This is a genomic window from Priestia sp. GS2 (assembly GCF_036409025.1).
Lineage (GTDB): Bacteria > Bacillota > Bacilli > Bacillales > Bacillaceae_H > Priestia > Priestia aryabhattai_A.
The window spans coordinates 2360400-2381980 of sequence record NZ_JAZGJX010000001.1 but is presented as its reverse complement, the minus strand read 5'-3'; the positions used below and the strand labels follow the sequence as shown (position 1 = coordinate 2381980).

At 37.3% G+C, this 21581-nt stretch carries 17 protein-coding genes and 1 riboswitch; of the genes, 14 read left to right on the top strand and 3 right to left on the bottom strand.

What is annotated here, in order from left to right:
* Genes V2145_RS12260 through V2145_RS12250 form a run of 3 tightly spaced genes read right to left on the bottom strand, consistent with a single transcriptional unit; the run spans position 1 to position 3292 of the window.
* Positions 1 to 951 carry a carbohydrate ABC transporter permease gene (locus tag V2145_RS12260; protein ID WP_311858574.1) on the bottom strand — a complete coding sequence of 317 codons (951 nt, stop codon included), beginning with the start codon at positions 949 to 951 and terminating at the stop codon, positions 1 to 3.
* A complete protein-coding gene (locus V2145_RS12255) occupies positions 935 to 2170 on the bottom strand; it encodes an ABC transporter substrate-binding protein (protein WP_311858573.1) in 1236 nt (411 codons plus the stop codon). Before V2145_RS12255 ends, V2145_RS12260 begins: the two co-directional genes overlap by 17 nt.
* 24 nt (positions 2171 to 2194) lie before the next feature.
* Positions 2195 to 3292, bottom strand: a complete 1098-nt coding sequence (locus V2145_RS12250) for an ABC transporter ATP-binding protein (protein ID WP_311858572.1) — start codon at positions 3290 to 3292, stop codon at positions 2195 to 2197.
* Positions 3293 to 3567: 275 nt separating this feature from the next.
* Between V2145_RS12250 and V2145_RS12245 the strand changes: the two genes are divergently transcribed.
* The 14 genes from V2145_RS12245 to V2145_RS12180 all read left to right on the top strand — a co-directional run bounded on the left by V2145_RS12245 (position 3568) and on the right by V2145_RS12180 (position 21573).
* The gene (locus V2145_RS12245; protein ID WP_094909619.1) at positions 3568 to 3753 is read left to right on the top strand and encodes a hypothetical protein; all 186 of its coding nucleotides are present in this window, start codon (positions 3568 to 3570) and stop codon (positions 3751 to 3753) included.
* 211 nt (positions 3754 to 3964) lie between these two features.
* On the top strand, positions 3965 to 5902 hold the full coding sequence (locus V2145_RS12240) for an ATP-dependent DNA helicase (RefSeq protein ID WP_094909620.1): 1938 nt from the start codon (positions 3965 to 3967) through the stop codon (positions 5900 to 5902).
* Positions 5903 to 6044: 142 nt separating this feature from the next.
* Entirely contained in the window at positions 6045 to 7562 is a 1518-nt protein-coding gene (locus V2145_RS12235) for a carboxypeptidase M32 (RefSeq protein ID WP_330987797.1), read from the top strand.
* A 124-nt stretch (positions 7563 to 7686) separates the two neighbouring features.
* A riboswitch (purine riboswitch) is annotated at positions 7687 to 7788 on the top strand.
* Between the two features lie 107 nt (positions 7789 to 7895).
* Positions 7896 to 8489 (top strand): xanthine phosphoribosyltransferase, encoded by a 594-nt coding sequence (locus V2145_RS12230; RefSeq protein ID WP_094909622.1) that lies wholly within the window; start codon positions 7896 to 7898, stop codon positions 8487 to 8489.
* A 1-nt stretch (position 8490) separates the two neighbouring features.
* Positions 8491 to 9801 carry a nucleobase:cation symporter-2 family protein gene (locus V2145_RS12225; protein WP_311858568.1) on the top strand — a complete coding sequence of 437 codons (1311 nt, stop codon included), beginning with the start codon at positions 8491 to 8493 and terminating at the stop codon, positions 9799 to 9801.
* Between the two features lie 293 nt (positions 9802 to 10094).
* Positions 10095 to 10634, top strand: a complete 540-nt coding sequence (locus tag V2145_RS12220; RefSeq protein ID WP_330987796.1) for a GNAT family N-acetyltransferase — start codon at positions 10095 to 10097, stop codon at positions 10632 to 10634.
* A gap of 196 nt (positions 10635 to 10830) precedes the next feature.
* The gene (locus V2145_RS12215; protein WP_311858564.1) at positions 10831 to 11919 is read left to right on the top strand and encodes a type III polyketide synthase; all 1089 of its coding nucleotides are present in this window, start codon (positions 10831 to 10833) and stop codon (positions 11917 to 11919) included.
* 1 nt (position 11920) lies between these two features.
* Positions 11921 to 12487, top strand: coding sequence for an isoprenylcysteine carboxyl methyltransferase family protein (locus V2145_RS12210; RefSeq protein ID WP_094909626.1), 567 nt, complete (start codon positions 11921 to 11923; stop codon positions 12485 to 12487).
* A 531-nt stretch (positions 12488 to 13018) separates the two neighbouring features.
* The gene (locus V2145_RS12205; protein ID WP_330987795.1) at positions 13019 to 14083 is read left to right on the top strand and encodes a sulfate ABC transporter substrate-binding protein; all 1065 of its coding nucleotides are present in this window, start codon (positions 13019 to 13021) and stop codon (positions 14081 to 14083) included.
* An 88-nt stretch (positions 14084 to 14171) separates the two neighbouring features.
* Complete coding sequence (cysT, locus tag V2145_RS12200; protein ID WP_131886940.1) at positions 14172 to 14999, top strand: sulfate ABC transporter permease subunit CysT; 828 nt, start codon at positions 14172 to 14174, stop codon at positions 14997 to 14999.
* 12 nt (positions 15000 to 15011) lie between these two features.
* The gene (gene cysW, locus V2145_RS12195; RefSeq protein ID WP_131886939.1) at positions 15012 to 15878 is read left to right on the top strand and encodes a sulfate ABC transporter permease subunit CysW; all 867 of its coding nucleotides are present in this window, start codon (positions 15012 to 15014) and stop codon (positions 15876 to 15878) included.
* A gap of 20 nt (positions 15879 to 15898) precedes the next feature.
* Positions 15899 to 16972 carry a sulfate/molybdate ABC transporter ATP-binding protein gene (locus V2145_RS12190; RefSeq protein WP_131886938.1) on the top strand — a complete coding sequence of 358 codons (1074 nt, stop codon included), beginning with the start codon at positions 15899 to 15901 and terminating at the stop codon, positions 16970 to 16972.
* 217 nt (positions 16973 to 17189) lie between these two features.
* Positions 17190 to 20816 (top strand): dynamin family protein, encoded by a 3627-nt coding sequence (locus V2145_RS12185; RefSeq protein WP_330987794.1) that lies wholly within the window; start codon positions 17190 to 17192, stop codon positions 20814 to 20816.
* 1 nt (position 20817) lies between these two features.
* Positions 20818 to 21573, top strand: a complete 756-nt coding sequence (locus tag V2145_RS12180) for a DNA polymerase beta superfamily protein (protein WP_330987793.1) — start codon at positions 20818 to 20820, stop codon at positions 21571 to 21573.
* Positions 21574 to 21581 lie beyond the last annotated feature (8 nt).

Genomic DNA, 21581 nt, shown 5'->3' with positions numbered 1-21581 from the left:
TTATATTTTTGTCAGCTTCAAAATTTTAAACTGTAAAAACGTTAATAGCCCGATAATCAGCATGAAAATAACTGATACCGCTGAAGCATAGCCAAATCTGAAATTAATAAAGGCTTCGTGATATAAAAAGGTAGATAGAATTTCAGTTGCGTTTGAAGGTCCACCGTTGGTCATAGCCAAGATTAAATCAAACGCTTTAAAACTTTGAATAGTTGTATAAGCCACAACCATAATGGTCGCTGGTGCTAGAAGTGGCCACGTAATACGTATAAAAACCTGCCATTTTGAAGCACCATCAATACTCGCTGCTTCAAATAACTCTTTAGGAATAGCTTGAATCCCTGCCACAAAGATGATGAGCATTTGCCCGGTATGTGCCCAAAACTGCACAAATGCCAAGCTGAAAATGGCTATTTTTCCGTTACCTAACCATGACTGTGTTAAATTTTCTAAGCCAATTTTAGTCAAGAATAAATTAAGGCCACCTATGTTGGGATCGTACATAAAATTCCATGTGAATGCGATTGAAACAGACGAAATAATAGTAGGTACAAAAAATAGAGCACGATAGAATGTGTTTAAGCGTGACTTTTTATAAAGAAGTAAAGCTAGACATAGGCTTAAAACCGTTTGGAAAATAAGCACAGTAAGCGTGAATTTTAAGTTTGTTGAAATGGATTGTTTAAAAATAGCATCACGCGAAAATAGTTCAATGAAATGATCAATTCCTATAAATGAAAATGAAGTAGACAAGCCGTTCCAGTCCGTTGTACTTAAGAACAAAGCGGCTATTGTTGGAAAAACAAAAAATATGCTATAAAGAGCGGCACCTGGAAGAATAAATAACCAAATACCTAGTTTGGAAATACGAAAATAAGAAAGAACAGAAGCAGAGAAAGAGGGTGCTTTCTCTGTTTCTGTCGCCAATGATGTGTTATTGTGCAACGACACGATCAACCTCTCCTTGTGCTTTTTTAGCTGCTTCTGTAGGGCTAACTCCCGATAAAACATCCTGTACAGACGTTTCTACAGCCTTAGTAACTCGTTCATTTAAAATGGTAAAGCGAGGCTGGAATACAGTTTTCTTTTCAGTCCACTTTGCGCTTTCTTCTAGCTCAGGAGACTTATAGCTTACATCCTTTGTAGTTAAAAGCTGTCCAGTTGCGTTAGCGTATTCTGATGCAATCTCAGGTTCAGCTAGAAAAGCTAGAAATGTTTCTGCAGCTTCTTTGTGTTTTGATTTTTCAGCAATTCCAAGCAAAAATGTAGTGGTATGAACACCTTCATAAACTGCATCTTTTTCATCAACAGTAATTGGAGCGAGTAATCCTTGATTAATTTTAGGGTTTTGCTGTTTGACAGTGGCCATCATGTAAGATCCTTGTGCAAGCATCGCACCTTTTTCTTGAGCAAAAAGCGCCGCAGCACTTTCTTTTTTTGTACCTAGAGCATCTCTTTGGAAATACCCTTTATCGTTTAGTTCTTTAATCTGAGAAAGTGTTTTTACGTACCAATCATCCGTTAGCTTGCGCTTACCTAGTTCAACTTCATGAAGCGCATTTTCAGTCGGTTGGTTGTTCATAATCATCGGATTAATAAATTGAGATGGACTCACATCACCAGAGAATAAAATCGGCGTATAGCCATTTTTCTTTAGCGTTTCTGAAACCGTTAAAAATTCATCCCAGCTTTTAGGGACCTCTAAGTTTAATTTGTTGAAAATATCTTTATTGTACACAGGAATATTGTAAACAAGTTGATAAGGAAGGGCATATTGGTCGTTTGCTACTTTTCCAACTTGAATTAACTTTTCATCAAAAGATGACAATAGCTTTTCATCTGTTAGCTTTGAAAACCCTGAAGCTTTTTGGATGGTATTAAATTGGCTACCTGGAAAGCTTGCGAAAACATCAATTCCTTCTCCAGATAATAAAGAGCCCTGAATTTGTGACTGATAAGAGTCAGAAGGGAATATAGTCATATCTACTTTTATAGTTGGATTTTCCTTTTCAAACTTTGCAATAATTTCATCAAACGCTTTTGTATCTTCTCCACGCCAGTGAGTAAAGTTAATAGTAACTTGATCGGCTTTTCCTGATGATTCACTGCTTTTACTGCACCCTGCAATTAAGATAGAGAGTGTTAAAAATAGCATTAATAGTTTTTTCATAAAATAAGTCTCCTTTTTATAAGGTTAATTTTCAGTTATCTCAATTCGGACACTTGAGTCTGAATCAAAAAAGTGCGCGTGAGTAAGTAATAAGGTAATGTGAATACGTTGGCCTGTCTGCAGCGTATAATCTGCAGGAACTTTCACAGTTAATTGCTGCTCATTTACCTCGGTATATACAATGTAATCAGCTCCTAAAAGCTCAGCTACTGCAATCTGTGTATGGATAGAATGAGCTTCTGCTTTCATGCTGATTGTTACATGTTCAGGACGGATACCGAGGATTACTGTTTGATTGTTGTAGCCTTGCTTATGTAGCTGAGCAGCTTGATAAGGTAAAAGTGGGAGAACATATTCACCAAACACAAACTGTTTATTTTTTATAATTCCTTTAATAAAGTTCATGCCAGGAGTTCCAATGAAGCTTGCTACAAATAGGTTAGCTGGTTGTGTATAGACTTGCTTAGGCGTACCCACTTGCTGGATTTTTCCATCTTTCATTACGACTAGACGAGTTCCCATTGTCATGGCTTCTGTTTGGTCGTGAGTGACGTAAATAACGGTTGCCTTTAGGGCCTTGTGAAGCTTGGTTATTTCCGCTCTCATTTGTACACGAAGCTTAGCATCCAAGTTTGATAATGGTTCGTCCATCAAAAATAACTGAGGCTGACGAACAATCGCTCTGCCTAGAGCGACACGTTGGCGTTGACCACCAGACAGCGCTCGAGGTTTTCGATTTAAATAATCTTCTAAGCCTAATATTTTAGCTGCGTGCACCACCCGCTCATGAATGTCCCCTTTTGGAAACTTTCTAATTTGCAGGCTGAACGCGATGTTATCATACACTGTCATATGCGGATATAAAGCATAGTTTTGAAACACCATTGCAATATCCCGTTCTTTTGAAGGTAGGTCATTTGCTTGCTTGCCACCAATGAAAAGAACGCCTTCAGATATGGATTCAAGGCCAGCAATCATACGAAGGGTTGTCGATTTTCCACAGCCTGAGGGTCCGACAAACACGATAAACTCTTCATCTTCCACTTTAAGATTAAAATCTTCAACAGCATTTAATGATGGAGAATAGCGTTTGTAAATATGTTCGAGTTGTAAAGTAGTCATCTGCATCTCCTTTTCAGAAGCTTTTATTTTGAAAAAAATAAAAGCTTCTAACAGTCCATTAAGAAAAAGGTTTCCTAAGGACTATTAGAAGCTTTCGGTTGACCGGTAAGCATTCTTAATAAGTTTTAATTTTCAAATTTATATGTATTTTAAAGTCTATTATTCTTATCTGTCAAGTGTGTTTTTGAAATAACCTTTTTCTATGAATAAACGAACAGAGTTCTGTATAAAATAATCTTATAACTGTTTTTATAGAGAGAAGGAGAGTGTTTGAGATGGTCCGACCAAACGAGCATTTTTTAATAATTCGTCAAGCATTAGAAAATAGCTATCAGCATATGCAGCAAGGAGGAGAACTTTCTCCAGACCTTATGAATCAATTTGAACAGGCTAAAGCTGAATATGAAGCTGCTTTAAACTTTATTTCATCCACGGACTCGTGTTTTCGCCCACTTTCTTAATGCAAGTAGCTCTTATATATGATATTAATACCTTAAGCTCTGCTTTTGCAGAGCTTTTTATTGTTTACGTTCCTATAATAATAGATATTGACAATCCTTTCTCAATACTAGATAATTAAGTTTTGCTTGAGTTAGTTATTTACGGTTGAAAAATGAATAAATTTACCTTTTGAAAGGTTTATATTTACATAGTTAAAGGAGTCATTAATCAATGATGAGAGAGCGATTGCCTTTTACAATTGGACGAGATGAGAATTTTTTTGATAAGTTGAATGAATGGATTGGAGACGTGTTTTACGATCACCTTCCAGATGCAGGTTTAGAGCTTCGAGATGAGCAAATCTTTATGGCCTTTCAAATTGAACGAGCGTTTAAAGAAAAAAATGTTATCTTTGCAGAAGCTGGGGTAGGTACGGGGAAGACGATTGTTTATCTTTTATATGCAATTTGCTATGCGCGCTATGTTGGCAAGCCTGCTATCATTGCCTGTGCAGATGAAACATTAATTGAACAGCTTGTAAAGGCAGAGGGAGATATTGCAAAGCTATCAAAGATCCTGGATATTAACATGGATGTTCGCCTTGCAAAATCGCAAGATCAGTACCTGTGCTTAAAGAAGCTAGATGCAGTTACAAGCCGAACAGATAATGAAAACATTGAAGAAATCTACGACACATTACCTGATTTTGTACATGACCATAGCGGCATGCAGTCGTTTTATCATTATGGAGATCGTAAAGAGTATCCGCACCTAACGGATGAAGAATGGCAGCAGATTAACTGGGATTCTTTCCAAGATTGCTCATCCTGTGATCAGCGTCACCGATGTGGTTTAACTTTATCACGTGAACATTATCGCAAAGCTACGGATTTAATTATTTGCTCTCATGACTTTTATATGGAGCATATTTGGACAGTTGAAGCTCGTAAACGTGAAGGTCAGCTACCGCTCTTACCAGAAAGTAGCTGCGTTGTGTTTGACGAAGGACACCTGCTTGAATTTGCAGCGCAAAAAGCTTTAACGTACCGAATTAAAGAAGATACGCTTGAGAACTTGTTAACGCGTTTATTAGAAAATGATGTGCGTGAAGAATTAGCACTGAAAATTGAGCATACAATCGATGTGTATTCACTATTTTTCGATGCGCTTAGTGAGGCAAGTCAAGATATTGTTGGATCTAATCGTAAGCAAATTGAGCGTACAAGCCGTGTGCAAAAGGTTGGAAAAGAACTACTTGGCCTTTTAGAACATATTGGAAACGAACTTGTTTTTGAAAGTGAAACCTATACGGTTGATGAATATACGCTTCGCATTGTCGATGAGTATTTAGATCAAATTGACTATTCAATGCGTCTATTTATGGAGAATGAAAATGCAATTTACTGGCTTGAAGAAAAAGATTGGCAGCTAACGCTTGTTATTATGCCACAGGCTGTTAAAGACGTATTAAAAGAGCGCGTGTTCTCTAAGAAGATTCCATATATCTTTACGTCAGCCACGCTTTCAGATAACTCATCATTTGACTATTTAGCATATAGTTTAGGAATTGGAAAACCTTTATCGTTTTCAGTAGAGTCTCCGTTTGATTATGAAGAAAAGATGGAGATTACCTGCAAAACAGTAGCAGCCGGAAGCGAAGCGTTTGCTGAAAAATATGCTTATGCATTGAAACAGCTTAAAAGAACAAATGGACGAGCGCTGCTACTATTTAATACACGTGAAGAGTTAGCACTATTTAAAGAAGCATCTAAAGAGCTAAGCGAATATACGTTTTTATTTGAAGGAGATCAAGAAATTAGTAAGTTAGTTTCTCAATTTCAGCGTGAAGAAGAAACAATCTTATGTGCGGTTCATCTTTGGGAAGGTCTTGATATTCCAGGTCCGTCACTTTCAAATGTTATTTTATGGTCACTTCCATATCCGCCAAATGATCCGGTATTTGAAGCTAAGCGAAAACAGGTTGCTGATGCATTTTGGGATGCAGATATGCCTTATATGCTGCTTCGTTTAAAGCAAGGTGTGGGACGATTAATTCGTTCGCATGAAGATGAAGGCTTGATTACTATTTTCATGCCGGAGAATACGGATGATAAAGTGCAAGCGATTATTGAAAAGAATTTACCTACAGCGATAAAAGTTCGCGCTTAATGATATGAGGATAGTTTGTCTTATACAGACGGCTATCCTTTTTTGTTTAAAACCTTTAAACTAAAAGCAGAGAATCAAATGATTCTCGACTATATGAAACAAGTGTATAGTAGGTTAGTAAGTAAAAAGGGGAGGGTTTTTGATGAACGAAAATATTCAGCTTGTAGAGCAAAATTTTCATGAATTCATGAAAAAAATTAAAAGTTATCATGAAGCGATGGGTGTGATGTATTGGGATTTACGTACAGGTGCACCGAAAAAAGGAGTGGAGCAGCGTTCTGAAGTAATTGGCATGCTGTCTTCAGAAGCGTTTAAGCTATCTGTTTCTAATGAAATGGCTTCATTCATTCAGCAGTTGACTGCTGATACCGCTCAACATTACATATCTGATACGACAAAGAAAGCGGTAAAAGAGTGTCAAAAAGAATACGAGCTTAATAAAAAAATTCCGGCTGACGAGTATAAAGAATACGTTGTTTTAACTTCTAAAGCTGAATCTGTGTGGGAAGAAGCAAAAGATAAAGCAGATTTTCAAATGTTTCAACCGTATTTAGAGAAAATCGTAGCGTTTAACCAAAAATTTGTAGAATATTGGGGATACGAAGGTAATAAATATAACCGCTTATTGGACCTTTTTGAACCAGGAATGACGGTGGAAATCTTAAATGATGTGTTTGGTCAGCTCCGCAATCGAATTGTTCCACTTGTCCAAAAGATTGCAGATTCATCTAATAAGCCAGAAACAGCCTTTTTATTTAAGTCTTTTCCAAAAGATAAGCAGCGTGAATTCAGCTTAGCGATTTTAAAAGAGCTTGGCTATGATTTTGAAGCTGGTCGTTTAGACGAAACGGTTCATCCATTTGCAACGGGCTTAAATCCAGGAGATGTAAGAATTACAACTAAATATGACGAAAAGGATTTTCGAACAGCAATCTTTGGTACCATTCATGAATGCGGCCATGCTTTATACGAACAAAACATTTCAGAAGATCTAGTTGGCACAGTGCTTTGTGAAGGTACATCAATGGGCATTCATGAGTCCCAATCGCTCTTTTATGAGAAGTTTGTGGGCAAAAACTTTTCATTTTGGAAGCGCAACTACGATGTAATTAAAAAGTATTCAAGCGGTCAGTTTGAGAACGTATCATTAGAGGATTTCTATCGAGCAATTAATCAGTCACAGCCTTCATTGATTCGTATTGAAGCGGACGAATTAACGTACCCACTTCACATTATGATTCGCTATGAAATTGAAAAAGGCTTAATAAACGGTGACATTGAAGTAAAGGACCTTCCTGAGATTTGGAATGATAAATATGAAGAATATTTAGGTGTTCGCCCAAATCACGATGGAGAAGGTGTGCTTCAAGATGTACACTGGGCAGGTGGAAGCTTTGGGTATTTCCCTTCTTATGCGCTTGGTTATATGTATGCTGCTCAGTTTAAAAACGCTATGCTAAAAGACTTACCAGATTATGATGAGCTGTTAGAGACCGGTGATGTTAAAGCAATTACAAACTGGTTAACGTATCACATTCATCAGTATGGAAAAGCGAAAAAGCCGTTAGAAATCTTGCATGATGTAACGGGAGAAGGTTTAAACGTCAATTATTTAATTGATTATTTAGAAAAAAAATACACAAAAGTATACTCTCTTTAATAGAAAAGACGAAGAAGATAAGAGTGATCTTATCTTCTTTTGTGATTTTCACGAACGTTTTTAGAAATTTTAATATAAAATGTTCGATAAAAGGTTTTCAAACATGCAGAATATTGGTATACTAAACACAACTCAATAACGCACTCATATAATGACGAGAATATGGCTCGTAAGTTTCTACCAAACCACCGTAAATGGTTTGACTATGAGTGAGCGGTGAAACTTTTGACTTTCGTCTGATAGGTTAGCTCAAAAACATTGCTCTACTCATACGTGGGTGTAGCTTTGTTTTTGAGCTTTTTATTGTGAAAAAGAAGTTGGAGGAATTATAAGATGAAAGCATTACAAGAAAAGATTTTAACAGACGGTATCGTATTATCAGATACGGTCTTAAAAGTTGATACGTTTTTAAATCACCAGATGGATCCAATTCTTATGAAAGAAATTGGAGAAGAGTTTGGACAGCGATTTGAACAAGAAGGTATTACAAAGATTTTAACCATTGAATCATCTGGTATTGCTCCAGCAATTATGGCAGCACTGAAGCTTAATGTAGAAATGGTATTTGCTCGCAAGCGTAAATCACTAACGCTACAAGAAGGGTTAATTACATCAAAAGTATATTCCTTTACTAAAAAAGAAGAAAACGAAATTTCCGTTGCTGAAAAGTTTATTTTACCAACTGATCGCGTATTAATTATTGACGATTTTTTGGCAAATGGACAGGCTGCACTTGGCTTAATGGATATTGTTAAAAAAGCTGGTGCTGATGTAGGAGGCGTAGGGATCGTTATTGAAAAAGCTTTTCAAGATGGCGGTCGCTTAGTTCGTGAAACAGGTGTGAAGGTTGAATCACTGGCACGCATCGAATCACTAAAAGGCGGACAGGTTACGTTTGTTCCTACGAAGCAAGGAGTGACATCTTAAAATGAAAAATGGAAAAGTTTTGTCATTAGGGTTACAGCATGTTCTAGCGATGTATGGTGGAGCAATTGTCGTGCCTTTAATCGTGGGCGGTGCAATTGGATTAACGCAGCAGCAGCTGACTTATTTGGTCGCAATTGACTTGTTCATGTGTGGAATTGCTACGCTTCTACAGGTTTGGAAAAATCGCTTCTTCGGTATTGGCTTGCCCGTTGTACTGGGATGCACATTTACTGCTGTAGGCCCAATGATTCAAATAGGAAGTTCATATGGTGTTTCGAGTATATATGGTTCAATAATTGTGGCAGGACTTATGGTTGTTATTTTATCAAAATACCTTGGTAAGCTTGTTCGTTTTTTCCCGCCGCTTGTCACTGGTTCTGTTGTTACAATTATTGGAATAACGCTTATTCCTGTAGCAATGAAGGACTTGGCTGGTGGAGAAGGAAGCGCAGATTTCGGAAGCTTAAGTAACTTAACACTTGGGTTTGGGGTACTGTTACTTATTATTTTATTATATCGTTTTACAAAAGGCTTTATGAGATCAGTGTCTGTATTGGCAGGTTTGATTGCTGGAACCATTGCGGCATCGTTTATGGGGAAAGTAGACTTTTCAGGTGTTCGTGATGAAGCATGGGTTCACGTTCCACACTTTTTTTATTTTGGAATGCCTACGTTTGACGTGACGGCTATTTTAACAATGTTTTTAGTGCTATTAGTGGGGATTGTTGAATCGACAGGTGTGTACTTTGCGGTTAGTGATATTTGCAAAGAAAAAGTAACAGAAAAAGATTTAGCTGGCGGATATCGTGCAGAAGGATTAGCTATTACCCTGGGGGGCTTATTTAATGCATTTCCTTATACGGCTTATTCTCAAAATGTAGGGTTACTTCAGCTTTCGGGTGTTCGTACTAAAAACGTAGTGTTTGCAGCGAGCGGTATCCTAATTGTTCTTGGACTTATCCCGAAAATTGCTGCGATTACAACCGTAATCCCAAGCCCTGTATTAGGGGGCGCAATGGTGGCGATGTTCGGAATGGTTATCTCATCGGGTATTAAAATTTTAAGCGAAGTGGATTTACAAAAGCAAGAAAATCTGCTGATTATTGCATGTTCTATTGGAATGGGACTTGGTGTAACGGTCGTACCAGACTTATTTGCACAGCTTCCAGAAGGAATTCAAATCTTAACTGGAAATGGAATTGTAGCAGGTAGCTTTACGGCTATTATTTTAAATATTGTCTTCAACGTACTGGCGGTTTCAAAAGTAAGAAATGGAGAAGTATCCGTACAAAAAGAAATGTTAACAAAATAAAAGTAGAAAGCTCTTAATGCTTGTCTAACACAAGCATTAAGAGCTTTTTTGTTTAATAATTTGAATATTTCTATTTATTTTACTTTATGTAAACCATTTGCAAAGTGCAAGAGGATGTGCAAAAATAAATTTTCCTAAAAGGGTTTAAAGGTATAAACGCTCTGGGTATATCAAAAAAGCAGTGGTCTGCTTATTGGACAACATGCGAAAATAAACATTTCCAATGGTAAAGTAGCAAATTAAACAAACAATAAGAAAAAGTGATTATTGAATGGTTAGAGGAGTTGATATAGATGATTACAGCAGAAAAAGATACGGTAACATTTGTAGCAAAGGATGGACGTGAAGTCACAATACGTCCAGCAGAACCCCGTGATGCAAGAGAGATTACAACAGCTGTGGAAGAAATTATTAAAGCAGGAGAGTTTATTCAAAAAGACGCGCCAAAAACAGTAGAAGAAGAACAGCAGTTTATTGAGAGTGTATCAAAGCAAGGGCATATGTATGTTGTGGCGGAAGTGGAAGGTGAAGTTGTTGGGATTGCGCGCGTTCTTCGCGGTGAAATTCGAATGAAACGTCATAGTGGGCTTTTCCGTACATGGCTAGTTTCAAAAGTACAAGGTATGGGAATTGGCAAGCAGTTAATGGACTATACGTTAAATTGGTGCAAAGAAAATGACATGCACAAGCTATCGTTAACGGTATTTGCCTCTAATGAAGTGGCGTATAAATTGTACGAAAAAGTCGGCTTTAAGACAGAAGGGGTTATGAAAGAACAAGCTTATATTAATGAGGAGTACGTGGACGAAATATATATGTCTGTATTCTTTTAAATAAATAGACAAAAACCAAAAATTTCATGTTCAATACTAAGGAAAATACGTTATACTAAACGTGTGCGCAACAAATAAAACTTCTTCAAAACGAGGCTTTTCCATATCTTATGGAAAAGCTTTTTTATTTTTTATTGAGAATAAATTTCTAAAAAATTACAAATGGTATACATAACGAATTAAAGAGGTGAGACCCATGCCTAAAATTATGTCAACTGGATTTTGTATACCTCCATATGAGCTGAAGCAATCGGATACTGCACAGTTTGCAAAGGATCTATTTGCCGAATCATTTCGAGACATTAATCGCTTGTTAACGGTATTTGAAAATGGTCAAATTGAAACCAGGCACTTTGCTAAAGGGATGAAGTGGTTTCAAGAAGACCACACGTTTGAAGAGAAAAATAATGCATTTATTGAGTGTGCAATTGAACTTGGCGTAAAAGCTGTTGAAAATTGCTTGACGAATTCAGCTTACCTTTCTGGGAATGTCCCCTATGAAGAAATTGATGCAATCTTTTACATTTCTACTAGCGGGCTTGCAACACCGAGTATTGAAGCCAGGATTATGAACGAGCTTCCCTTTTCACCTCACACGAAGCGTATTCCAATTTGGGGCCTTGGCTGTGCAGGAGGAGCTTCAGGTGTATCAAGAGCACATGAGTATTGCTTAGCGTTTCCAAAAGCAAAGGTACTTGTGCTTTCAATTGAACTTTGTAGCCTGACATTTCAGCGTAATGATCGTTCAAAAAGCAATCTGATTGGTACATCTTTGTTTGCTGACGGAGTAGCAGCTGCTTTAATTGCAGGAGATGAATCGGATATGACCGCTTCAAAATTAGACACGCTGCCAGCAACATTACATACTCAGTCTACTCTAATGCCAGATTCTAAGGATGTTATGGGCTGGGATATTCGAAACGACGGTTTATATGTTATTTTTTCAAAAGACATTCCAACGATTATTGATTCTTGGCTGGGGGATCAAGTCCAAACATTTCTAGCGAGTCATAATTTAACGACGCAAGACTTGCGACATTTCGTAGCACATCCTGGTGGGAAGAAGGTATTAGAAGCTTATCTATCTACGCTTTCACTTGAAGACTCAATGATTGACCACTCTCTTCATGTGTTAAAACATCATGGGAACATGTCATCAGCAACCGTTTTGTACGTATTGGATCGATTCATGAAAGAAAAAATTCCAAGCGGAGAATACGGCGTCTTAACAGCGCTTGGACCAGGTTTTAGCTCGGAGCTCGTTTTACTTCAGTGGAGGGAATAACATGTTTATTTATACCATTTTTGCATTGATTATTTTACAACGTTTAGGAGAACTTATAATTGCAAAGCGTAACGAGGCCTGGATGAAGCAAAATGGTGGATATGAAGCAGGAAGCAACCATTATAAATGGATGGTATCCATGCATGCTGCTTTTTTTGTAGCGTTGCTTGTAGAAATGCAGCTTGTAGACTATTCTTTTTCATCTTCTTTTTGGGTATTTGCGACTTTATTTCTAATGGTGCAACTGGGAAGAGTATGGGCTATCGCCTCATTAGGGAAGTATTGGAATACTAAAATTATTGTAATGCCCAAAGCTCCCGTTGTATTAAAGGGACCTTACAGATACATCAAGCATCCAAACTATACGATTGTCACGCTGGAATTTCTTTTAATTCCGCTTTTATTTCAAGCGTATCTAACGCTTATTGTATTTAGTTTATTAAACATGTGGATGCTTTCGGTTCGTATTCCAAAAGAAGAAGAAGCGCTGAAGCTCTATACAGACTACGAGGTAGCCATGGATGGAAAGCTACGTTTTATGCCACAGTTAAAAAAATCAGAAAACTAATTGAAAATGATTATCTTTCGTGATAGACTGTAAGTAGCTGATAAAGATTATCAATTTCATCAATAAGAAACGGTGGTGGACATAATGGTTAGTCTTTTTGTAATTGGAACGTTCGTAACGTGTACGGGTATGGCAACGTATGTCATGAAAAATATTGAAAAAGCACAGCGTGTATAAAATTGCTGTTGTGCAGGCATAGATAAAAACTGCCAAGTATTTGGCAGTTTTTTTGGTTTGAAAAAACGAAAAATAAATTCCTACTTGACATATAGGGTAACTGCAAATAATATATAATATAAATTGTTTCAAAATTCAAACGAGTATCTATCAGTCTACTGAAGAAACTTGTCTGCTGCACGAGTACATTCAATTGTGGTGATATAAATAGCTTAGAGTGCGTGTGCGATCTATCTTTTACATGCGAATAGGTCTACAAAATTTGTGTGCCGATCAGACACCTGAAGGCTGCTTTCCTTTTTAGTTTAAAAAGGGAGCAGTCTTTTTGTATTTTTAAAAAAAGGGGAGTAAAACATGAGAAAAAAATTTTTGAAATCTTTAATGGCGGTAACAGCACTTTCGGTGATGCTAGCAGGGTGTGGAAATCAGACTTCTAGTAATTCGGAAGAAAGAGATAAGAAAACTGGAAGCAATGAGTCAAAGCAACCTGTGGAACTGTTAAACGTTTCGTATGACCCAACACGTGAGTTATATCAAGAGTTCAATGAAAAATTCGCTTCTCACTGGAAGAATAAAACAGGTCAAGACGTAACGATTCAGCAATCACATGGTGGATCAGGTAAGCAAGGTAGAGCAGTTATTGATGGCTTAGAAGCTGATGTTGTGACGCTTGCACTTGCATACGATATTGACGAAATTGCTGCTGCTCGTCAGCTGTTAAACGATGATTGGGAAAAGGAATTAGATGACAATTCTACACCATACACTTCAACTATTGTTCTCTTAGTTCGTAAAGGAAATCCAAAAGGAATTAAGGACTGGAGTGACTTAACGAAAAAAGGTACCTCTGTTATTACACCAAATCCCAAAACATCTGGGGGGGCAAGATGGAACTACCTCGCAGCTTGGGCGTATGCTAAGGAAAAATACAATGGCGATGAAAAGAAAATTGAATCATTTATGAGCGATTTGTACAAAAACGTTGAAGTATTAGATTCAGGTGCTCGAGGAGCTACTACAACCTTTGTTGAACGAGGTATAGGAGATGTTCTAATCGCGTGGGAAAATGAGGCTTATCTATCATTAAATGAACTTGGAGAAGATGAGTTTGAAATTGTTACGCCGTCTTTAAGTATTTTAGCAGAACCACCAGTAGCAGTTGTAGACAAAATTGCTGAGAAAAAAGGAACAACAGAAGTCGCAACGGAGTATTTAAATTATTTATATAGTGATGAAGGTCAAGAGATTGCAGCGAAGAATTATTATCGTCCAAGAAATGAAGAAGTACTAAAAAAACATAAAGATCAATTTCCGTCCTTAAACCTTGTGACAATTCAAGACTTTGGCGGGTGGAAGAAAGCACAAGAAACACATTTTAATGATGGAGGAACGTTTGATAAAATTTATCAACCAAAATAATAAATCGTAGCTGAGAAGATACATGTTTATTTGTATCTTCTCTCTATTTCTAAGAGCAGTTTCAGCAGAGAAAGCAGAGGTGTAGAGGGTGTTACAGGTTCAAAAAAAGAAAAATGTTATACCAGGATTCGGAATATCGCTAGGGTTCACAATGTTGTATGCCAGTATTTTGGTGTTATTTCCACTAGCGATGGTTTTTTTTAATACAGCTTCAATGGGGTGGGACGATTTTGTTCAAACAGTGACGGAAGCAAGAGTAGTAGCTTCGTATAAGCTTAGTTTCGGTGCTGCTCTGATAGCAGGGATTATCAATGTTATTTTTGGAACTATCATTGCATGGGTATTAGTGCGCTATCAGTTCCCAGGAAAACGAATAGTTGATGGATTAGTAGATTTGCCATTCGCATTACCAACGGCAGTAGCCGGCATAGCATTAACGACTCTTTATGTGCCAAGTGGTTTCATAGGACAGCTGTTTGACTTCAAAATTGCATTTACACCACTTGGGATTATCATTGCATTAACATTTATCGGTTTACCGTTTGTTGTTCGAATGGTCCAGCCTGTTTTAGAAAACTTTAATGGAGAAGTGGAAGAGGCTTCAGCTAGCTTAGGAGCAAGTCGTTTACACACATTTTCTAAAGTTATTTTCCCTGAACTCGTTCCAGCTATTTTAACAGGCTTTTCACTATCATTTGCAAGAGCGCTAGGAGAATATGGGTCGGTTGTTTTTATTGCTGGTAACATGCCAATGAAAACAGAAATTACACCTTTAATCATTATGACAAAGCTTGAGCAGTATGATTATGCAGGTGCGACGGCTATTGCAAGCGTAATGCTTGTTAGTTCATTTTTAATTTTATTCAGCATAAACGTTATTCAATGGATTACTCATCGGAAATTTTTGCATAACTAGGAGGTAGTAAAGGTGGGAGGACAGGTTTCAATTCAAATATCTAAAGGGATAGCTAATCAATCACAAACAAGCTTGCAAGAGCCTAAAGCGGTTCGGTGGATACTAATATGTCTTGCTTTAACGTTTCTAGCATTGTTTTTAATACTACCGCTTATTACAATTTTTATCACAGCATTTCAAAAAGGGTGGCAGGTCTATGTAGCCGCTATTACACATCCAGATGCATTAGCTGCAATTAAATTGACGCTCATTGTTGTACTTATTACGGTCCCAATTAACGCAGTCTTTGGGGTGATAGCAGCATGGGCTATTACAAAGTTTAATTTTCGAGGAAAAAATATCTTAATTACAATCATTGATTTACCTTTTGCCGTATCTCCAGTTATTGCTGGACTCATCTTTATTTTATTATTTGGTGCGCAGGGGTTATTTGGTGAATGGTTATTTTATCATGACATAAAGGTTGTATTTGCGCTTCCAGGTATCATTTTAGCTACTCTATTTGTTACGTTCCCGTTTATCGCTAAAGAGCTAATTCCGCTTATGCAAGCACAAGGAACAGCGGAAGAAGAAGCATCTTTAACTTTGGGAGCGGGTGGGTTTAAGACATTTTATCTTGTTACGTTACCCAACATTAAATGGGGATTACTGTATGGCATTATTTTATGTAATGCTCGAGCGATTGGAGAGTTTGGAGCGGTGTCGGTTGTATCTGGTCATATCAGGGGGATGACAAACACAATGCCTCTTCATATTGAAATTCTATACAATGAATATCAATTTTCAGCTGCATTTGCAGTAGCATCGCTCATGTCTATACTCGCAATTATTACACTAGTTGTGAAAAATATTATTGAATGGAAAGCAAGTCATGCCTAATAACAAAAGGAGTTTAGATAATGGGAATTGAGATTAAAAATGTATCTAAATCATTTGGGACATTTAAAGCCCTTGAAGATATCAGTATCAACATCAAAACAGGAGAACTAATTGCACTGCTCGGACCATCAGGTTCTGGAAAGACCTCGTTACTTCGTATCATAGCGGGCCTTGAAAACTTAGATGAAGGAGCAATTTTATTTGATGGAAATCATATTACGCATATTAATCCTAAAGAGCGAAATGTTGGATTTGTATTTCAACACTATGCGTTATTTCGACACATGACAGTTGCTGAAAATGTGGCATACGGCTTAAAGGTACGCCCTAAAAAAGTAAGACCTTCAAAGCAAATAATTAACGAAAAGGTAAGAGAACTTTTGCAACTTGTCAAATTAGAAGGTTTTGGAGACAGGTATCCATCTCAACTATCAGGCGGGCAGAGGCAGCGTGTAGCATTAGCTCGTGCTTTGGCAGTAGAACCAAAAGTTCTGCTTCTTGACGAACCTTTTGGAGCGCTGGATGCTAAAGTACGAAAAGACTTAAGGCGATGGCTCCGCAAGCTGCACGATAACTTCCATGTAACGAGTATTTTTGTTACTCACGACCAAGAGGAGGCTCTAGATGTAGCGGATCGCGTGGTGGTGATGAATAACGGGAAAATCGAGCAAATTGGCAGCCCCGAAGAAGTTTATGATTATCCAAACAGTCCGTTTGTTTATAACTTTTTAGGCAGCGTTAACTTGTTTAGAGGACGTATTAATAGAGGTAAATTAATACAAGGTGATTTCGAATTGGAAGTCCCAGAATATATGAACTGTGATGCAAAGCAAGCGGTAGGATATGTACGTCCTCATGATCTTGAAATTGAAAACGAAAAGGTCAGTGAAGATACGGTTTTAGCAACTATTAGTCATATTCACATGGTAGGGCCGATTGTTCAAGTTGAATTAAAACGTGAAGGGTTTGACGAATTTTTAGAAGCTGAAATTTCGAAAGAACGCTTTAGGTTCTTACAACTTAGTATAGGTAAACAGGTTTATATTCGTCCCAAACAGCTCAAAGTCTTTATACCAGAAGATTATTCAATTTGAGTTATAGTTTATTTGTCACTAGCCATCTTTCAAGTTTAATTTGAGAGGTGGCTAGTGTTCTTTTAGTCGCATAGTACGTAGCTTACTAATGAGCAAGCGGAAAATTCAGTTTTTTATAGGAAAACGCTTTAAAATCAAGTAAAATGAAAAGAGGAATAAGTAGCAGAAATGGAGTATGTGCACGATTGTAAGTGCCTAACAAAAGGAGTCGAAAGGGATGTCTCAAGTAAGCGTTCAGCATCAAAAGTATAAAACTCTACAATCCTCTCTTTATTATTTACATGAGGCTTTTATAAATGCTGGAGATGAAAAGCAAGCAGAAAAAGTTATTCAGTTGTTAAGAAAACAAGAAAAAGAAGAATTTGTTATTGCATTTTGCGGTCATTTTTCAGCAGGGAAGTCGAGTATGATTAATGAGCTCATGGGGCAAACAATTTTGCCTGCAAGCCCAATTCCGACAAGTGCTAACTTGGTGTCTGTTAAGGCTGGTGAAGAGCATGCAACCGTTTATTACCGAAAAGAAAAGCCAGTACGTTATGAAGCACCATACGAGTATGAACAAATTAAATCATTTTGTGTTGATGGTGACGAGGTAGAGTCTATCCATCTCTCGATTGAAACGAAAGCAATTCCAAAAGGAATCGTTGTTATGGATACACCTGGAATTGATTCGACCGATGATGCTCATCGTGTATCAACCGAGTCTGCTCTTCATCTTGCGGACGTTATTTTTTACGTAATGGATTATAACCACGTACAGGCAGAGCTCAATTTCCACTTTACAAAAGAGTTACAGGATGCCAATAAAGATTTGTTCTTAATTATTAACCAAGTTGATAAGCACCGAGACGATCAGCTTACTTTCCAAGAATTTAAAGAGTCTGTAGAAGAGGCGTTTTTAAAATGGAATGTACGGCCAAAAGGGATTTTCTATACGTCTTTAAAAGATAAGCAATCCTCTTATAATGAATTAGCTGTTTTAAAGAAGCATCTGCACACAATGATGGAGAAAAAAGAAAATCGAGATCAACATATTATGGATTCCATGAAAATGGTAGTAGAAGATCACATGCAGTTTGCAGAAAGCAGTGAAGAAGAAAGTCTTCTTGAATATGATGATATTCGTTCACAGCTTCGTCCAAATGAATATCAAATTGCAAAGGAAGAAGCAACCGAGCTTATAGCGAAGAAAGAACTGATCTTACATAAACGCACAGCTTTTTATACGACGTATCAAAATGAAACAGCTAAAATTATGAACAATGCGAATTTAGCTCCTTATGAGATGCGAGAGAAAGCAAAGGCATTTTTAGAAACAACCAAGCCAGACTTTAAAGTAGGGGTATGGTTTACAAAAAAGAAAACAGAAGAAGAAAAAAAAGAACGGCTAACAGCTTTTTATGAAGATGTGAAAGAGCGTGTTCAAACAGAGCTGCAGTGGCACTTGCAGCAGTATATGCAGCAGCTCATTCAAGATGAAGAGCTAGTAGATTCTTCTCTATTGGCTAGCATTCAACAGTTTGAAGTACCGTTTGAGCCACATGACTTAGTGGATGCTGTGAAGACAGGGGCAACTATTAACGGTGAGTACGTCCTTACTTATACAAAAGATGTAGTAGATGCGATTAAGAAAAATACCAATCGTATTCTGTCTGAACTGTATACAGAAATTGAACAAGTAAAGAAAGAAGAAGAAGAACGACTTCTGCAAAATATTGAACAGTCGTTAGTGAAAGAACAACGAATTATTGAGGGCTACGAGCAAGTTCAAAGATCTGCGCAGCATCTTCAAGCCTTGCGACAAGATTTAACACACAAGCTAAATATCTTAAGACCTCTTGAACCATTGGAAATGGTAAAACTGTTAGACTTATTACAAGAAGAAATCGAAGTAGGAACAATGGTTGAGGTAAAAGCACCTCCAGCTACAGGCAAATCAGAACAAGTTGTTGCTGTAGAGGAAGACATTCAGTCAAAAACCAAAGTCGATGCAGTTATTCGAGATATTGATGAGTCGACAAAGGTGCTTTCTACATTTAAACAGCTTGAAAAGTTTATTGGCCGCTTGAAGGAAAAACGTCATAAGCTTGCAAACCAAACGTTCACAGTAGCACTATTTGGAGCTTTTAGCGCTGGAAAGTCGTCTTTTGCTAATGCGTTAATTGGTGAAAAAGTATTGCCTGTGTCACCGAACCCTACAACGGCAACAATTAACAAAATTATGCCTCCTACAAAGGACTATCCTCATAGGACAGTGGTAGTTCTTATGAAAACGATGGATCAACTGGTAGCTGATATTAACAGTTCTCTAGAGTTGTTTAAACATACTATTTCAGACGTAGAAGAGCTAAGTGAATTATTGCCAAAATTAACTGTGAAAGAAGAAAACCAGCTGCATTTCTCATTTCTACAAGCGGTGATAAAAGGCTATGAGGATGTTAAGAACGTAATGGGTTCTGAAGTGACGGTTACGATTAAAGAATTTGAGGCATACGTAGCTAAAGAAGAGAAAGCTTGTTTCGTACAGCATATTAACCTGTACTATGATTGTGAGCTGACGCAGCTGGGAATTACGCTTGTTGATACACCAGGTGCTGATTCCATTAATGCTCGCCATACGGGCGTTGCGTTTGAATATATTAAAAATGCTGATGCTATCTTGTTCGTTACGTACTATAACCATGCGTTTTCAAAAGCAGACCGCGAATTTTTAATTCAGCTTGGTCGTGTAAAAGATGTATTTACACTAGATAAGATGTTCTTTTTACTCAATGCAGCAGATCTAGCTCAGTCTGATGAAGAGCTAACCCTTGTACAAAATTATGTAAAAACACAGCTTGAAGAGTATGGTATTCGCTTTCCACGTCTCTATCCAATTTCAAGCTTACAGGCGTTAACAAATCGTAATGATACGATGTTTAAAGCTTTTCAAAAGCCATTTTATCATTTCATTACAGATGAGCTAACTCAGCTAGCAGTTGCATCCGTTTATGAAGAATTCAATCAAGCACTTGCCGTGATGAATGAAATTAAAGGTGTTCAAACAAAATCTGCGGTTGAAAAACAGCGCTATTTGCAATCTCTTCACATTAAAGATCAACAAATTTCTGCCAAGGTTTCAGAAATGACATTTACGTATGAAGAACAGCAGCTAGAAAGGGAAAGCGATGAGCTTCTCTTCTATGTCAAGAAGCGTGTTTTACAGCGCTATGATGATTTCTTTAAGGAGTCGTTTAACCCAGCAACGCTTAGAGACGATAAAGGAAATAAGAAAGAACAGTTGGCGGCATGTCTTAATCAGCTTTTACAAGCAGTTGCATTTGATGTTACCCAAGAAATTCAAGCGACAACGCTACGTTTAGAAACGTATATCCAACGCTTAACAAAAGAGTGGAATCAAACGAATATGAGGCAGCTACAACGCTATGAACCAACGTTTCACCCTGCCCTTCCAGATATTCCTGTAGAAAGTGGCAGTGCGATGGTTAGTCGCTGTTTGTTTGAAAATCTCGAACTATTTCAGAAGGACTTAGCTCTTTATAAAAACAGCAAAAGCTTTTTTGAAAAAAATGAAAAAGCTAAAATGCATGAAGCTTTAAAAGCTAAAATTGAGCCGCTGCTTGATGATTATGTGCGCAGCGAACAAGTAAAGCTCCAAAATCATTACAGTGAACAAATTCATGCATTTGTTTTAATGTATAAGCCGGCGCTTTTAGAAGAATGGTATGATTATTATAAACAGCTTCAAACAGTGGTTAATGCAGATTTTCCAATTGAAGCGCTAAATCATACAATTGGTACACTCAATGATATCGTGGTAGCTCATCAAACTGAAAGGACATAAGATGAACGATCATATAGAAGAGATACTGAATTCAATTGAAAAACAACATAATGTCACGATTTTGTTTGCGTGTGAAGCAGGGAGCAGGGCGTATGAGCTGCATACGCCTTCTAGTGATTATGATGTACGATTTATTTATAAATACGAATACCCACGCTACCTTGAGCTATATCGACCTAAAGACGTCATTATAAGCATAGATAAACATTATGATATTCAAGGGTGGGACGTGTATAAAGCACTGCATCTTTTTACAAAATCAAATCCTTCTCTTTATGAATGGATACATTCATCAATTTACTATCGCAATGTGAAAGAGTTTCGCGAAAAGGTATGTCTTATGATGGAGAAACAGTATTCGCTAAAAGCGCTTGGATTTCATTATTTTAAACTTTTGCATCAAAATAGTAAAAGAAATCTGAAATCTTCTGTTACAATAGAGGATATAAAAGTTGTTCTTCATATGGCTAGAGCATATATGGCACTAACGCTTTTAATTCAAGATAAGAAATTACCGCCTACGTCGTTTTTTGAGCTTGTTAACGGCTTCAAAGATGATTCTTTAGTGTCGATAATGACAAAGCTTAGCGATGCTAAAAAACAGCTTGTACACTTAACAAGTAGTGAGGTAAAAGGAATAAAAGCCTTGCTTGAAACAAAGCTCCCTCATTTTAAAAGGGAGCTAAGTAACTTGCCCGATAAAGACCCTAGCCTCGAAGATATTAACTTATTCTTAGCACAACAGCTTACTACATAATGGAGGAA

Coding starts and splice junctions, on each gene's coding strand:
- V2145_RS12255 (WP_311858573.1), bottom strand. CDS start 2,170: ATGAAAAAACTATTAATGCTATTTTTAACACTCTCTATCTTAATTGCA.
- V2145_RS12250 (WP_311858572.1), bottom strand. CDS start 3,292: ATGACTACTTTACAACTCGAACATATTTACAAACGCTATTCTCCATCA.
- V2145_RS12245 (WP_094909619.1), top strand. CDS start 3,568: ATGGTCCGACCAAACGAGCATTTTTTAATAATTCGTCAAGCATTAGAA.
- V2145_RS12240 (WP_094909620.1), top strand. CDS start 3,965: ATGATGAGAGAGCGATTGCCTTTTACAATTGGACGAGATGAGAATTTT.
- V2145_RS12235 (WP_330987797.1), top strand. CDS start 6,045: ATGAACGAAAATATTCAGCTTGTAGAGCAAAATTTTCATGAATTCATG.
- V2145_RS12230 (WP_094909622.1), top strand. CDS start 7,896: ATGAAAGCATTACAAGAAAAGATTTTAACAGACGGTATCGTATTATCA.
- V2145_RS12225 (WP_311858568.1), top strand. CDS start 8,491: ATGAAAAATGGAAAAGTTTTGTCATTAGGGTTACAGCATGTTCTAGCG.
- V2145_RS12220 (WP_330987796.1), top strand. CDS start 10,095: ATGATTACAGCAGAAAAAGATACGGTAACATTTGTAGCAAAGGATGGA.
- V2145_RS12215 (WP_311858564.1), top strand. CDS start 10,831: ATGCCTAAAATTATGTCAACTGGATTTTGTATACCTCCATATGAGCTG.
- V2145_RS12210 (WP_094909626.1), top strand. CDS start 11,921: ATGTTTATTTATACCATTTTTGCATTGATTATTTTACAACGTTTAGGA.
- V2145_RS12205 (WP_330987795.1), top strand. CDS start 13,019: ATGAGAAAAAAATTTTTGAAATCTTTAATGGCGGTAACAGCACTTTCG.
- V2145_RS12190 (WP_131886938.1), top strand. CDS start 15,899: ATGGGAATTGAGATTAAAAATGTATCTAAATCATTTGGGACATTTAAA.
- V2145_RS12185 (WP_330987794.1), top strand. CDS start 17,190: ATGTCTCAAGTAAGCGTTCAGCATCAAAAGTATAAAACTCTACAATCC.
- V2145_RS12180 (WP_330987793.1), top strand. CDS start 20,818: ATGAACGATCATATAGAAGAGATACTGAATTCAATTGAAAAACAACAT.